Annotated in this window: 12 protein-coding genes; 11 read left to right on the plus strand and 1 reads right to left on the minus strand. The window is 71.5% G+C overall.

The window, feature by feature from the left end; translation table 11 throughout:
- The first annotated feature begins 214 nt into the window (after positions 1 to 214).
- The 11 genes from hpnC to ACLF5H_RS20545 all read left to right on the plus strand — a co-directional run bounded on the left by hpnC (position 215) and on the right by ACLF5H_RS20545 (position 13,037).
- Complete coding sequence (gene hpnC / locus ACLF5H_RS20495; RefSeq protein ID WP_421677457.1) at positions 215 to 1,111, plus strand: squalene synthase HpnC; 897 nt, start codon at positions 215 to 217, stop codon at positions 1,109 to 1,111.
- Positions 1,108 to 2,070, plus strand: coding sequence for a presqualene diphosphate synthase HpnD (gene hpnD, locus ACLF5H_RS20500; protein WP_421677458.1), 963 nt, complete (start codon positions 1,108 to 1,110; stop codon positions 2,068 to 2,070). Before hpnC ends, hpnD begins: the two co-directional genes overlap by 4 nt.
- The gene (locus ACLF5H_RS20505) at positions 2,070 to 2,198 is read left to right on the plus strand and encodes a DUF6380 family protein (RefSeq protein WP_421677459.1); all 129 of its coding nucleotides are present in this window, start codon (positions 2,070 to 2,072) and stop codon (positions 2,196 to 2,198) included. The genes hpnD and ACLF5H_RS20505 overlap by 1 nt, the downstream gene beginning before the upstream one ends.
- Positions 2,195 to 3,619 carry a hydroxysqualene dehydroxylase HpnE gene (hpnE, locus tag ACLF5H_RS20510; RefSeq protein WP_421677460.1) on the plus strand — a complete coding sequence of 475 codons (1,425 nt, stop codon included), beginning with the start codon at positions 2,195 to 2,197 and terminating at the stop codon, positions 3,617 to 3,619. The genes ACLF5H_RS20505 and hpnE overlap by 4 nt, the downstream gene beginning before the upstream one ends.
- Positions 3,619 to 4,746, plus strand: a complete 1,128-nt coding sequence (locus ACLF5H_RS20515; protein ID WP_421677461.1) for a polyprenyl synthetase family protein — start codon at positions 3,619 to 3,621, stop codon at positions 4,744 to 4,746. The genes hpnE and ACLF5H_RS20515 overlap by 1 nt, the downstream gene beginning before the upstream one ends.
- A 116-nt stretch (positions 4,747 to 4,862) precedes the next feature.
- Positions 4,863 to 6,926, plus strand: a complete 2,064-nt coding sequence (shc, locus tag ACLF5H_RS20520; RefSeq protein WP_421677462.1) for a squalene--hopene cyclase — start codon at positions 4,863 to 4,865, stop codon at positions 6,924 to 6,926.
- Position 6,927: 1 nt separating this feature from the next.
- Positions 6,928 to 7,569, plus strand: a complete 642-nt coding sequence (locus ACLF5H_RS20525; protein ID WP_421677463.1) for a 1-hydroxy-2-methyl-2-butenyl 4-diphosphate reductase — start codon at positions 6,928 to 6,930, stop codon at positions 7,567 to 7,569.
- A 6-nt stretch (positions 7,570 to 7,575) separates the two neighbouring features.
- Positions 7,576 to 8,598: an adenosyl-hopene transferase HpnH gene (gene hpnH / locus ACLF5H_RS20530; RefSeq protein ID WP_232988549.1), complete on the plus strand. Its 1,023-nt coding sequence runs from the start codon at positions 7,576 to 7,578 to the stop codon at positions 8,596 to 8,598.
- Positions 8,599 to 8,602: 4 nt separating this feature from the next.
- Positions 8,603 to 9,718 (plus strand): flavodoxin-dependent (E)-4-hydroxy-3-methylbut-2-enyl-diphosphate synthase, encoded by a 1,116-nt coding sequence (ispG, locus tag ACLF5H_RS20535; protein WP_421677464.1) that lies wholly within the window; start codon positions 8,603 to 8,605, stop codon positions 9,716 to 9,718.
- Between the two features lie 38 nt (positions 9,719 to 9,756).
- The gene (gene dxs, locus ACLF5H_RS20540) at positions 9,757 to 11,655 is read left to right on the plus strand and encodes a 1-deoxy-D-xylulose-5-phosphate synthase (RefSeq protein ID WP_421677465.1); all 1,899 of its coding nucleotides are present in this window, start codon (positions 9,757 to 9,759) and stop codon (positions 11,653 to 11,655) included.
- Positions 11,652 to 13,037 carry an aspartate aminotransferase family protein gene (locus tag ACLF5H_RS20545; protein ID WP_421677466.1) on the plus strand — a complete coding sequence of 462 codons (1,386 nt, stop codon included), beginning with the start codon at positions 11,652 to 11,654 and terminating at the stop codon, positions 13,035 to 13,037. The genes dxs and ACLF5H_RS20545 overlap by 4 nt, the downstream gene beginning before the upstream one ends.
- A 4-nt stretch (positions 13,038 to 13,041) precedes the next feature.
- Here the strand turns inward: ACLF5H_RS20545 and ACLF5H_RS20550 are convergent, their stop codons facing one another.
- Positions 13,042 to 13,239: a hypothetical protein gene (locus tag ACLF5H_RS20550; protein WP_421677467.1), complete on the minus strand. Its 198-nt coding sequence runs from the start codon at positions 13,237 to 13,239 to the stop codon at positions 13,042 to 13,044.
- Positions 13,240 to 13,342 lie beyond the last annotated feature (103 nt).

The raw sequence follows: 13,342 nt of genomic DNA on the forward strand, positions 1-13,342 counted from the left end.
TGTACAACGTAAGCTGTACCGGTGCCGGAAAGCGGCAAGTGGGGCGATAATGCGCGACACCCTGCGCCAGGCCACGCCCCGCGAATTGCCGGGCGGCGTGTCCGAAATAGTGTGTATTGGGTCAGCAGTGTAGAACGGGAGATGTGACGGCAATGGCTACGGAAACTCCCCAGCTCAACGCAGCATGTGCCGTTGCCGCCCCGGGCGTCGCCCGATGACGGCCACCAAACCGGCGCCGGACCTGGAACGCGCCACCCTCGACAAGGCCGCGCGCGAGAACTTCCCCGTGGCCCCCTTCTTCCTGCCCCGCGACTGGCGCGACGACCTCATGGCGGTCTACGGCTTCGCCCGTCTGGTCGACGACATCGGCGACGGCGACCTCGCCCCCGGCGGAGCCGACGCCGAACAGCTCGGCGTGTCGGCCACCGACGCCGAGGACCGGCTGCTGCTGCTCGACGCCTTCGAGGCCGATCTGCGCCGCGTCTTCGACGCCACCCCGAGCCATCCCCTGCTGCGCCGGCTCCAGCCCGTCGTACGGCGCCGGGCGCTCACCCCCGAGCCGTTCCTCGGCCTGATCGCCGCCAACCGCCAGGACCAGCTCGTCACCCGGTACGAGACGTACGACGACCTCCTCGCCTACTGCGAACTGTCCGCCAACCCCGTCGGCCGTCTCGTCCTCGCCGTCACCGGCACCTCGACCCCCGAGCGGATCCGTCTGTCCGACGCGATCTGCACCGCGCTCCAGATCGTGGAACACCTCCAGGACGTCGCCGAGGACTTCGGCCGCGACCGGATCTATCTTCCGGCCGAGGACATGAAGCGCTTCCACGTCTCGGAAACGGATCTGTCCGCGAAAACCGCGGGCGCATCGGTGCGCGCCCTGGTTGCATACGAAGCACAACGCGCCCGCGATCTGCTGAATGAAGGCGCCCCCCTGGTGGGTAGCGTCCACGGCAGGTTGAAGCTGCTGCTCGCAGGGTTCGTGGCGGGGGGAAAGGCGGCGGTCCACGCGATCGCCGCCGCCGAATACGACGTTCTTCCCGGCCCGCCCAAACCAGGCAAGGTCCAGTTGCTGCGTGAGGCGGGCGTGATTCTGCGAGGAGAGGGGTGATCCGGACCGTGGAGTCTGCGTCGCACGTGTCCGCACCGGTGCTCGCCGCCTACCGCTACTGCGAGACGGTGACCGGTCAGCAGGCCCGTAACTTCGCGTACGGCATCCGGCTGCTGCCCACGCCGAAGCGGCGCGCCATGTCGGCGCTGTACGCGTTCTCACGGCGTGTCGACGACATCGGCGACGGTGATCTGGCCCACGACGTGAAGGTGGCACGGCTCCAGGAGACCCGGGCCCTGCTCGCCCGGATCCGGGCGGGCGGCATCGAGGAGGACGACACCGATCCGGTGGCCGTCGCGCTCACCCATGCCGCCGACGCCTTCCCGATCCCGCTCGGCGGCCTGGACGAGCTGATCGACGGCGTCGAGATGGACACGCGCGGGGAGACCTACGAGACCTGGGACGACCTGAAGGTCTACTGCCGGTGTGTCGCCGGTGCCATCGGCCGTCTCTCGCTCGGCGTGTTCGGCACCGAACCGGGCGCCCGCGGCGCCGAGCGCGCCGCCGAGTACGCCGACACGCTCGGACTCGCGCTCCAGCTCACCAACATCCTCCGGGACGTCCGCGAGGACGCCCAGGGCGGCCGTACGTATCTGCCCGCCGACGACCTGGCCAAGTTCGGCTGCGCGGCCGGCTTCGAGCGGCCCACGCCGCCGGAGGGCTCCGACTTCGCGGGCCTCGTGCACTTCGAGGTCCGCCGTGCCCGCGCCCTTTTCGCCGAGGGTTACCAGCTGCTGCCCATGCTCGACCGGCGCAGCGGCGCCTGCGTGGCCGCCATGGCCGGCATCTACCGCCGCCTCCTCGACCGCATCGCGCGCGACCCCGAGGCCGTGCTGCGCGGCCGGGTCTCGCTGCCCGGCCACGAGAAGGCGTACGTCGCCGTGCGCGGCCTGTCCGGACTCGACACCCGGCAGGTCACCCGGCACGGCGCCGGGCGGTCCCTCGGGAGGCGCGTCTGATGGACCTCACCGCACCAGGGGACTTCCGCCGGGCAACCCCGCGCCACGGCGTGGCGTCCCTGACTGCGACGACCGTACGTGCACCGTTCAACCAGCACGGCCGGCACGCACGGAAGGATGCACCATGAGCGACGGCGCACGCCCCGCACCGGGACAGCGCACCCCCGAGAGCGCGGCACGCGGCGCCGTCGTGATCGGCGGCGGCCTCGCCGGCATCACCGCGGCGCTCGCCCTCGCCGACGCGGGCGTCCGCGTCACCCTGCTCGAAGGCAGGCCCAGGCTGGGCGGCCTCGCCTTCTCCTTCCAGCGCGGCGAACTGACCGTCGACAACGGCCAGCACGTGTACCTGCGTTGCTGCACCGCCTACCGCTGGTTCCTCGACCGGATCGAGGGCGCGGCGCTGGCACCGCTTCAGGACCGCCTGGACGTGCCCGTCGTGGACCTCGCCAAGCCCGAGGGCCGGCGGCTCGGCAGACTGCGGCGCGACCCGCTGCCCGTGCCCCTGCATCTGGGGCGCAGCCTGGCCGCCTATCCGCATCTCTCGCTCGCCGAGCGCGCCTCCGTCGGGCGTGCCGCGCTCGCGCTCAAGGGTCTCGACCTCGCCGATCCGACCCTGGACGCCCAGGACTTCGGCAGCTGGCTGGCCGCCCACGGCCAGTCGGCGCGTGCCATCGAGGCCCTGTGGGACCTGGTCGGGGTCGCCACCCTCAACGCGGTCGCGGGCGACTCCTCGCTGGGGCTCGCCGCGATGGTGTTCAAGACCGGTCTGCTGTCCGACCCGGGAGCGGCCGACATCGGCTGGGCCCATGTCCCGCTGGGCGAACTGCACGACCGGCTGGCCCGCAGGGCGCTCGACTCCGCGGGCGTGCGTACCGAGGTCCGTTCACGCGTCACCTCCGTCTCTGTCATGGAGAACGGCGGCTGGCGCGTCGAGGTTCCCGGCGAGCGGATCGAAACCGACGCGGTCGTCCTCGCCGTACCCCAGCGCGAGGCGTACGAACTGCTGCCGCCCGGCGCTCTCGACGCCCCCGAGCGGCTCCTTGAGATCGGCACCGCCCCCATCCTCAACGTGCATGTGGTGTACGACCGCAAGGTGCTCGCGCGGCCCTTCTTCGCCGCCCTCGGCACCCCCGTGCAGTGGGTGTTCGACCGCACCCACGCCTCCGGACTGCGCTCGGGCCAGTACCTCGCGCTGTCCCAGTCGGCCGCGCAGGACGACATCGACCTCCCCGTCGCGGACCTGCGCGCGCGCTACGTCCCGGAGTTGGAGAAGCTCCTCCCGGGCACGCGCGGCGCCGTGATCGAGGACTTCTTCGTGACCCGGGAGCGTACGGCGACGTTCGCGCCCACCCCCGGCGTCGGGCGTCTGCGGCCCGGCGCCCGCACCAAGGCATCCGGCCTGTACCTGGCCGGAGCGTGGACCGCCACCGGGTGGCCCGCGACCATGGAGAGTGCGGTCCGCAGCGGAGTGAGCGCGGCCGACGCCGCGCTCCGCGCCCTGGGCCGGCCCCGCCCGAGCCGTCTCTTCGCCTTCGAGGAGGCGGCCTGATGCCTCATCGGCAGCCGGCGGCAGGCCCCCGCACCTTCGGTACCGCAACAAGAGGAGAGACTGTGCCCACTGTGCCCCCGGCCTCGACGGAGACCGCGGTGGACGTCACCGCGCTGCTGGAGCGCGGACGGACCCTGGCCACACCGGTCCTGCGTGCGGCCGTCGACCGCCTCGCTCCTCCCATGGACACCGTCGCCGCCTACCACTTCGGCTGGATCGACGCCGCCGGCAACCCGGCCGACGGCGACGGCGGCAAGGCCGTACGCCCCGCGCTCGCCGTGCTCTCCGCCGAGGTCACCGGCAGCGCGCCCGAGACCGGCGTCCCGGGCGCCGTCGCCGTCGAACTGGTCCACAACTTCTCGCTGCTGCACGACGACCTGATGGACGGCGACGAGCAGCGCCGCCACCGCGACACCGTCTGGAAGGTGCACGGCCCGGCCCAGGCGATCCTGGTCGGCGACGCCCTGTTCGCGCTGGCCAACGAGCTGCTGCTGGAGCTGGGTTCGGTCGAGGCCGGCCGCGCCACCCGTCGGCTGACCACCGCCACCCGCGCCCTGATCGACGGTCAGGCCCAGGACATCTCCTACGAGCACCGCGATCGCGTCAGCGTCGAGGAGTGCCTGGAGATGGAGGGCAACAAGACCGGCGCGCTGCTCGCCTGCGCCTCCTCCATCGGCGCGGTCCTCGGCGGCGCCGACGACGCCACCGCCGACGCGCTGGAGCGCTACGGCTACCACCTCGGCCTCGCCTTCCAGGCGGTGGACGACCTGCTCGGCATCTGGGGCGACCCGGAGTCCACCGGCAAGCAGACCTGGAGCGACCTGCGCCAGCGCAAGAAGTCGCTGCCGGTGGTCGCCGCGCTCGCGGCCGGCGGACCCGCCTCCGAGCGGCTCGGCGAGATCCTCGCCGCCGACGCCAAGAGCAGCGACTTCGAGAACTTCTCCGAGGAGGAGTTCGCGGCCCGCGCCGCCCTCATCGAGGAGGCGGGCGGCCGCGCATGGACCGCCGAGGAGGCGCGCCGCCAGCACACCATCGCCGTCAGCGCCCTGGACGCGGTCGTCATGCCGGACCGGGTGCGGGCCGCCTTCGTGGCCCTCGCCGACTTCGTCGTCGTACGAAAGAGATGATCACTATCGGTCGAACCATCCTCGCGTAGTCGCCGGCCGGTGTCGCGACAGGAAGCACACCGGCCGACGGCGGACCCACAGCAGCACGTCTCGCACGACTGTACGAAGGGGAAGCCATGACAGCGACGACCGACGGAAGCACCGGGGCCACCTTGCCGTCCCGCGCTGCCGCGGCCAGCGACACCACCCTCACGACCCCCGAGGCGGCCGGGGCACCGGAAGCCGCCGCGCAGGCCGCCCGCCGCGCCACCGACTTCCTGCTCTCCCGGCAGGACGCCGAGGGCTGGTGGAAGGGCGACCTGGAGACCAACGTCACCATGGACGCCGAGGACCTGCTGCTCCGCCAGTTCCTGGGCATCCAGGACGAGCGGACCACCCAGGCCGCCGCGAAGTTCATCCGCGGCGAACAGCGCGCGGACGGCACCTGGGCCACCTTCTGGGGCGGGCCCGGCGAACTGTCCACCACCATCGAGGCCTACGTCGCCCTGCGGCTGGCCGGTGACGCGCCCGACGCCCCGCACATGGCGCGGGCCGCCGCCTGGATCCGCGAGCGCGGCGGCATCGCGGCCGCCCGGGTCTTCACCCGTATCTGGCTCGCCCTGTTCGGCTGGTGGAAATGGGAAGACCTGCCGGAGATGCCCCCGGAACTGATCTGGTTCCCCGGCTGGATGCCCCTGAACATCTACGACTTCGGGTGCTGGGCCCGGCAGACGATCGTGCCGCTCACCATCGTCTCGGCCAAGCGCCCGGTGCGCCCCGCGCCCTTCGCGCTGGACGAGCTGCACACCGACCCGGCGCACCCCAACCCGCCCAAGCCGCTCGCCCCGGCGACCACCTGGGACGGGGCCTTCCAGCGCCTGGACAACGCGCTCCGGCAGCTGCGCAGGGTCGTCCCGCGCCGGCTGCGCAAGGCCGCGATGAACGCCGCCGCCCGCTGGATCATCGAGCGGCAGGAGAACGACGGCTGCTGGGGCGGCATCCAGCCCCCGGCCGTGTACTCGGTCATCGCCCTGCATCTGCTCGGCTACGACCTCGAACACCCGGTGCTGCGCGAGGGGTTGGCCTCGCTGGACCGGTTCGCGATCTGGCGTGAGGACGGCGCCCGGATGATCGAGGCCTGCCAGTCCCCGGTGTGGGACACCTGCCTCGCCGCCATCGCGCTGGTCGACGCCGGACTGCCCGTCGACCATCCCCAACTGGTCAAGGCCGCCGACTGGTTGCTCGGCGAAGAGATCGTCCGGCCCGGCGACTGGGCCGTCAAGCGCCCCCAACTGCCGCCGGGCGGCTGGGCGTTCGAGTTCCACAACGACAACTACCCGGACATCGACGACACCGCCGAGGTCTCCCTCGCGCTGCGCCGGATCCGGCACCACGACCCGGAGCGCACGGACCGGGCGATCGGGCGCGCGGTGCGCTGGAACCTCGGCATGCAGTCGAAGAACGGCGCGTGGGGCGCCTTCGACGTCGACAACACCAGCCCGTTCCCCAACCGGCTGCCGTTCTGCGACTTCGGCGAGGTCATCGACCCGCCGTCCGCGGACGTCACCGCGCACGTGGTGGAGATGCTCGCCGCCGAGGGCCTCGCCCACGACCCGCGCACCCGGCGCGGCATCGCCTGGCTGCTCGCCGAACAGGAGCAGAACGGGGCGTGGTTCGGCCGCTGGGGCGTCAACTACATCTACGGCACCGGGTCGGTGGTCCCGGCGCTGACCGCGGCCGGACTGCCCGTCTCGCACCCGGCGATCCGGCGGGCGGTGACCTGGCTGGAGTCGGTCCAGAACGACGACGGCGGCTGGGGCGAGGACCTGCGCTCCTACCGGCACGCCAGGGAATGGGCCGGCCGGGGCGCCTCCACCCCCTCGCAGACCGCGTGGGCGCTGATGGCGCTGCTCGCGGCGGGGGAGAGGGACTCCAAGGCCGTCGAGCGGGGTGTGCAGTGGCTCGCGGCCACCCAGCGCGAGGACGGCACCTGGGACGAGCCGTACTTCACCGGCACCGGCTTCCCCTGGGACTTCTCCATCAACTACCACCTGTACCGGCAGGTGTTCCCGCTCACCGCGCTCGGCCGGTATCTGCACGGCGACCCCTTCGAGCGGCAGCTGCTCGCCAAGGCCCCCCGGCCGCGGCCCGCGGCGGCCGACACCGCCGGGTCACCGCTCTCCGAGGCCAAGGGGAGCTGATGTGAACGTCCAGCCCGCCCCGGCCCCGCTGCTGATCGCCTGCGCGCTCGGCATCGAGCACCTCGCGCTGCGCTCGGGCGACCGCGGCGGGGCCGGCGGGCCGGTCACGTTCGTCCGTACCGGGATGGGGCCGCGGGCGGCGCAGCGCTCCCTCGCCCGGCATCTGGCCCGGCCCGCGTTCACCGATGCCGCCGTGGTGGCCACCGGTTTCTGCGCGGGCCTCGCCCCCGGCATGCACCCCGGTGACCTGGTGGTCGCCGGCGAGACCCGGGACCCGCACGGCACCGTCCGTTGCGTGGGCACCGAACTGCTGGTGAAGGAACTCACGCGGCTGCTGCCCGGCCGCACGGTCCACACCGGCCCGCTCACCGGCTCCGATCATGTCGTCCGCGGCCCCGAACGGTCCGCCCTGCGCGCGACCGGCGCGATCGCCGTCGACATGGAGTCCGCGGCCACCCTGCTCAGCGCCGTGACCGCGGGCGAACGCCCGGTCGCCGCCGTCCGGGTGGTCGTCGACACTCCCGAACACGAACTCGTCCGGATCGGCACCGTGCGCGGTGGAATATCAGCATTCCGTGTTCTTCGTTCCGTACTTCCCGCATATTTCGAATGGCACCGTTCTTTGCCGCTCCCCCGGAGGTGAGCCCAGATGGCCATGCCGTTGCGTCAGTCCATCAAGGTCGCTACATACCTGGCCGAACAGAAGTTCCGCAAGCGGGACAAGTTCCCGCTGATCGTGGAGCTCGAACCGCTCTTCGCGTGCAACCTCAAGTGCGAGGGCTGCGGCAAGATCCAGCACCCGGCCGGGGTGCTCAAGCAGCGCATGCCGGTCGCCCAGGCGGTGGGCGCGGTGCTCGAATCGGGTGCGCCGATGGTCTCCATCGCGGGTGGCGAGCCCCTGATGCACCCTCAGATCGATGAGATCGTGCGGCAGTTGGTGGCCAAGCGGAAGTACGTCTTCCTGTGCACCAACGCGATGCTGCTGCGCAAGAAGATGGAGAAGTTCACCCCCTCGCCCTACTTCGCCTTCGCGGTGCACATCGACGGGCTGCGCGAGCGGCACGACGAGTCCGTTGCCAAGGAAGGCGTGTTCGACGAGGCGGTGGCGGCCATCAAGGAGGCCAAGCGGCGCGGCTTCCGGGTGACCACCAACTCCACCTTCTTCAACACCGACACCCCGCAGACCGTCATCGAGGTGCTCAACTTCCTCAACGACGACCTGAAGGTGGACGAGATGATGATCTCGCCCGCCTACGCCTACGAGAAGGCCCCGGACCAGGAGCACTTCCTCGGCGTGGAGCAGACCCGCGAGCTGTTCCGCAAGGCGTTCTCGGGCGGCAACCGCAAGAAGTGGCGGCTCAACCACTCCCCGCTCTTCCTGGACTTCCTGGAGGGCAAGGTCGACTTCCCGTGCACCGCGTGGGCGATCCCGAACTACTCGCTCTTCGGCTGGCAGCGCCCCTGCTACCTGATGAGCGACGGGTACGTGCCGACGTACCGGGAGCTGGTGGAGGACACCGACTGGGACAAGTACGGCCGCGGCAAGGACCCGCGCTGCGCCAACTGCATGGCGCACTGCGGCTACGAGCCCACCTCCGTGCTCGCCACCATGGGCTCCCTGACGGAGTCGCTGCGGGCCCTGCGCGAGACGGTCTCGGGAAACCGGGAGTAGGGCGATGGCCGCCGTACCCTTGGGCGTTCCCGAGGTACCGGCCCGGCAGGTGACCCCGCGGCGGCGGTCGCGGGAGATCCATGTCGGGCCGGTGGCGGTCGGGGGCGGGGCGCCGGTCTCGGTGCAGTCGATGACGACGACCCGTACGTCGGACATCGGCGCCACCCTCCAGCAGATCGCCGAACTCACCGCGTCCGGCTGCCAGATCGTCCGCGTCGCCTGCCCCACGCAGGACGACGCGGACGCCCTCGCCGTCATCGCGCGCAAGTCGCGGATCCCGGTGATCGCGGACATCCACTTCCAGCCCAAGTACGTCTTCGCGGCCATCGAGGCGGGCTGCGCGGCGGTCCGGGTCAACCCGGGCAACATCAAGAAGTTCGACGACCAGATCGCCCAGATCGCGCGCGCGGCGAAGGACCGCGGCACGCCGGTCCGGATCGGGGTCAACGCCGGTTCGCTGGACCGGCGACTGCTGAAGAAGTACGGCAGGGCGACGCCCGAGGCGCTGGTCGAGTCGGCGCTGTGGGAGGCGTCGCTCTTCGAGGAGCACGACTTCCGGGACATCAAGATCTCGGTCAAGCACAACGACCCGGTCGTGATGATCGAGGCGTACCGGCAGCTGGCCGAACAGTGCGACTACCCGCTGCACCTCGGCGTCACGGAGGCCGGTCCCGCGTTCCAGGGCACCATCAAGTCGGCCGTCGCGTTCGGGGCGTTGCTGTCCCGGGGCATCGGCGACACCCTCCGGGTCTCGCTGTCCGCGCCGCCGGCCGAGGAGGTCAAGGTCGGCATCCAGATCCTGCAGTCGCTGGGGCTGCGCGAGCGGCGCCTGGAGATCGTCTCCTGCCCCTCCTGCGGCCGTGCCCAGGTGGACGTCTACCGGCTCGCGGACGAGGTCGCCGCGGGGCTCGACGGCCTCGAAGTGCCGCTGCGGGTGGCGGTGATGGGCTGTGTGGTCAACGGCCCCGGAGAGGCCCGTGAGGCCGATCTCGGAGTTGCCTCGGGCAACGGAAAGGGGCAGATCTTCGTCAAGGGGGAGGTCGTGCGGACCGTCCCGGAGTCCCGGATCGTCGAGACCCTGATCGAGGAGGCGCAGCGGCTCGCCGAGCGGATGAGCTGAGTCCACGTCACTGCACGGAGCGAGAGGGGGCCACGAACGTGACGATTCTGGAGACGATCCGGCAACCACGTGATCTGAAGGGGCTGTCCGGGGCGGAACTCGGCGTACTCACCGAGGAGATACGCGAGTTCCTGGTGCGGGCGGTCTCGCGCACCGGCGGTCACCTCGGGCCCAACCTGGGCGTGGTGGAGCTGACCATCGCCCTGCACCGGGCCTTCGACTCACCGGTCGACCGGATCCTCTGGGACATCGGCCATCAGTCCTATGTGCACAAGCTGCTGACGGGACGTCAGGACTTCTCCGCGCTGCGCGGCAAGGGCGGTCTGTCCGGCTACCCGGCACGCGAGGAGTCCGAGCACGACGTCATCGAGAACAGCCATGCCTCCACCGCGCTCGGCTGGGCCGACGGCCTCGCCAAGGCGCGCGAGGTGAAGGGGGAGCGCGGCCATGTGGTCGCCGTCGTCGGGGACGGCGCGCTGACCGGCGGCATGGCCTGGGAGGCGCTGAACAACATCGCGGACGCCCCGGACCGGCCGCTGATCATCGTCGTCAACGACAACGCGCGCTCCTACGCCCCGACCATCGGCGGGCTCGCCGACCATCTGGCCACCCTGCGCACCACCGACGGCTACGAGAGGGTGCTCGCCTGGGGCAAGGAGGTGCTCCGGCGGACCCCGGTCGTCGGCGCGCCGCTCTACGAGTCCCTGCACGGCGCCAAGAAGGGCTTCAAAGAGGCATTCGCCCCCCAGGGGCTCTTCGAGGACCTGGGCCTGAAGTACGTCGGCCCGGTCGACGGGCACGACATCGGGGCCGTCGAGTCCGCGCTGCGCCGCGCCAAGCGCTTCCACGGGCCCGTCCTGGTGCACTGCCTGACCGAGAAGGGCCGCGGCTACGAGCCCGCGCTCACCGACGAGTTGGACCGCTTCCACACCATCGGCGTGATGGACCCGGCGACCTGCGCACCGCTCGCCGCCCCCGGCGGGCGGCCCTGGACCTCGGTGTTCGGCGAGGAGATCGTTCGGATCGGCGAGGAGCGCGCGGACGTCGTCGCGCTCACCGCCGCGATGCTGCACCCGCTCGGCCTCGGCGCCTTCGCCGAACGCTTCCCGGACCGGGTGTGGGACGTGGGCATCGCCGAACAGCACGCGGTCACCATGGCCGCCGGGCTCGCCACCGCCGGACTGCACCCGGTCGTCGCCCTCTACGCCACCTTCCTCAACCGCGCCTTCGACCAGCTGCTGATGGATGTCGCCCTGCACCGCTGCGGGGTCACCTTCGTCCTGGACCGGGCCGGTGTCACCGGTCCCGACGGCGCCTCCCACAACGGCGTGTGGGACCTCTCGCTCCTCCAGGTGGTGCCGGACCTGCGGATCGCCGTCCCGCGCGACGCGGCCCGGCTGCGCGCCCAGCTGCGGGAGGCGGTGGCCGTGGACGACGCGCCGACCGTGGTGCGGTTCCCGAAGGAGAACGTCGGCCCGGACATTCCGGCCCTCGACCGGGTGGGCGGCATGGACGTGCTGCACCGCGCGGAGCGGGCGCGGGTGCTGCTGGTCGCCGTCGGCGTGCTGGCGCCGGTGTGCCTCGGCGCGGCGGAACTCCTCGCGGCGGGCGGCACCGGGTGCACGGTGGTCGACCCCCGGTGGGTCAAGCCGCTCGATCCCGCCCTGCCGCAACTGGCCTCGCGGCACCGGCTGGTGGCCGTAGTGGAGGACAGCAGCCGTACCTCCGGCGTCGGTTCGGCCGTCGCGGGGGCCCTCAGGGATGCCGGAGTGGACGTGCCGGTACGGCAGTTCGGCATCCCGGACCAGTTCCTGCCGCACGCCGAGCGCGGTGAAGTACTGGCCGACCTCGGTCTCACCCCGGTGGAGATCGCCGGACGCATTTCAGCGAGCCTGGCCGTCAAGGACATCGACGGCACCGTCAAGGAGAGCGAATGACCAGCGAGTTCGACCTCGGCGCCCTGCTCGCCGAGCGCGGAGCCGAGCGCTATGAGCTGCACACGAAGTACCTCAACCCGCAGCTGCCGCGCATGTTGCACACCATCGGCTTCGACAAGGTCTACGAGCGCGCCGAGGGCGCCCACTTCTTCGACGCCGACGGCAACGACTACCTGGACATGCTCGCCGGGTTCGGGGTGATGGGCCTCGGCCGCCACCACCCGGTCGTCCGCAAGGCGCTGCACGACGTCCTCGACCTGGACCTCGCCGACCTCACCCGGTTCGACTGCCAGCCGCTGCCCGGACTGCTCGCCGAACGGCTGCTCACCCACAGTCCGCACCTGGACCGGGTGTTCTTCGGCAACAGCGGCACCGAGGCGGTCGAGACGGCCCTGAAGTTCGCCCGGTACGCCACCGGCCGGCCCCGCGTCCTGTACTGCGAGCACGCCTTCCACGGGCTGACCACCGGCTCGCTGTCCGTCAACGGAGAGAGCGGCTTCCGCGACGGCTTCGCCCCGCTGCTGCCCGACACCGCCGTGGCCCTCGGTGATCTCGACGCCCTGGCACGGGAGTTGAGGAAGGGGGACGTGGCCGCGCTGATCGTGGAGCCGATCCAGGGCAAGGGCGTGCACGAGGCGCCGCCCGGCTATCTGCGCGCGGCCCAGGAGCTGTTGCGCCAGCACAAGGCCCTGCTGATCGCGGACGAGGTGCAGACCGGCCTCGGCCGTACCGGCGACTTCTACGCCTACCAGCACGAGGACGGCGTGGAACCGGACCTGGTGTGCGTCGCCAAGGCCCTGTCCGGCGGGTACGTCCCGGTCGGCGCGACCCTCGGCAAGGACTGGATCTTCAAGAAGGTCTACTCGTCCATGGACCGCGTCCTGGTCCACTCGGCGAGCTTCGGCGCCAACGCCCAGGCGATGGCGTGCGGGCTCGCCGTGCTGTCGGTCATGGAGAACGAGCAGATCGTCGCGGGCGTGCGCACCACGGGCGAGCTGCTGAAGTCCCGGCTCACCGAGCTGATCGACACGTACGAGCTGCTGTCCGACGTGCGCGGCCGGGGCCTGATGATCGGCATCGAGTTCGGCAAGCCGTCCTCGCTGAAGCTGCGCGGCCGCTGGGCCATGCTCCAGGCCGCCCGCAAGGGCCTGTTCGCCCAGATGGTCGTCGTACCGCTGCTCCAGCGGCACCGGATCCTCACCCAGGTCTCCGGCGACCACCTCGAAGTCATCAAGCTGATCCCGCCGCTCGTCTTCGGCGAGGCCGACGTGGACCGGTTCATCGAGGGCTTCGCCGCGGTCATGGACGACGCGCACAGCGGCGGCGGCCTGATGTGGGACTTCGGCAAGACACTGATCAAACAGGCGGTCGCCAACCGCTGACCGGTCAGTACGCGAGGACGAGCAGCAGACAGGGGAGGACGAAGGCGGCCGCACCGAGAGCGGTTCCGGTGGCGGCCGGCCACATCCTGCCGATCCCGCGCTGTGCGTAGCGCAGGCCGGGGAGCCCCAGGGTGATGGCGAGAGGGTGGCCGGTGAGTCGCACGGGCTGGGCGCGGTGCGGTGCGGTCGGGCATGTGATCACGCAGCGGCGAAAGCCTCGACTCTGAACGCGTTCAAAAGCATGGCGCGGCGGCGACCGCCGTCTTTTGCCTCACAGGCAAGAAATTTGCCCGACGGGCAAAAGT

The organism is Streptomyces sp. LaBMicrA B280 (genome assembly GCF_049222185.1).
Classification (GTDB): Bacteria; Actinomycetota; Actinomycetes; order Streptomycetales; family Streptomycetaceae; genus Streptomyces; species Streptomyces murinus.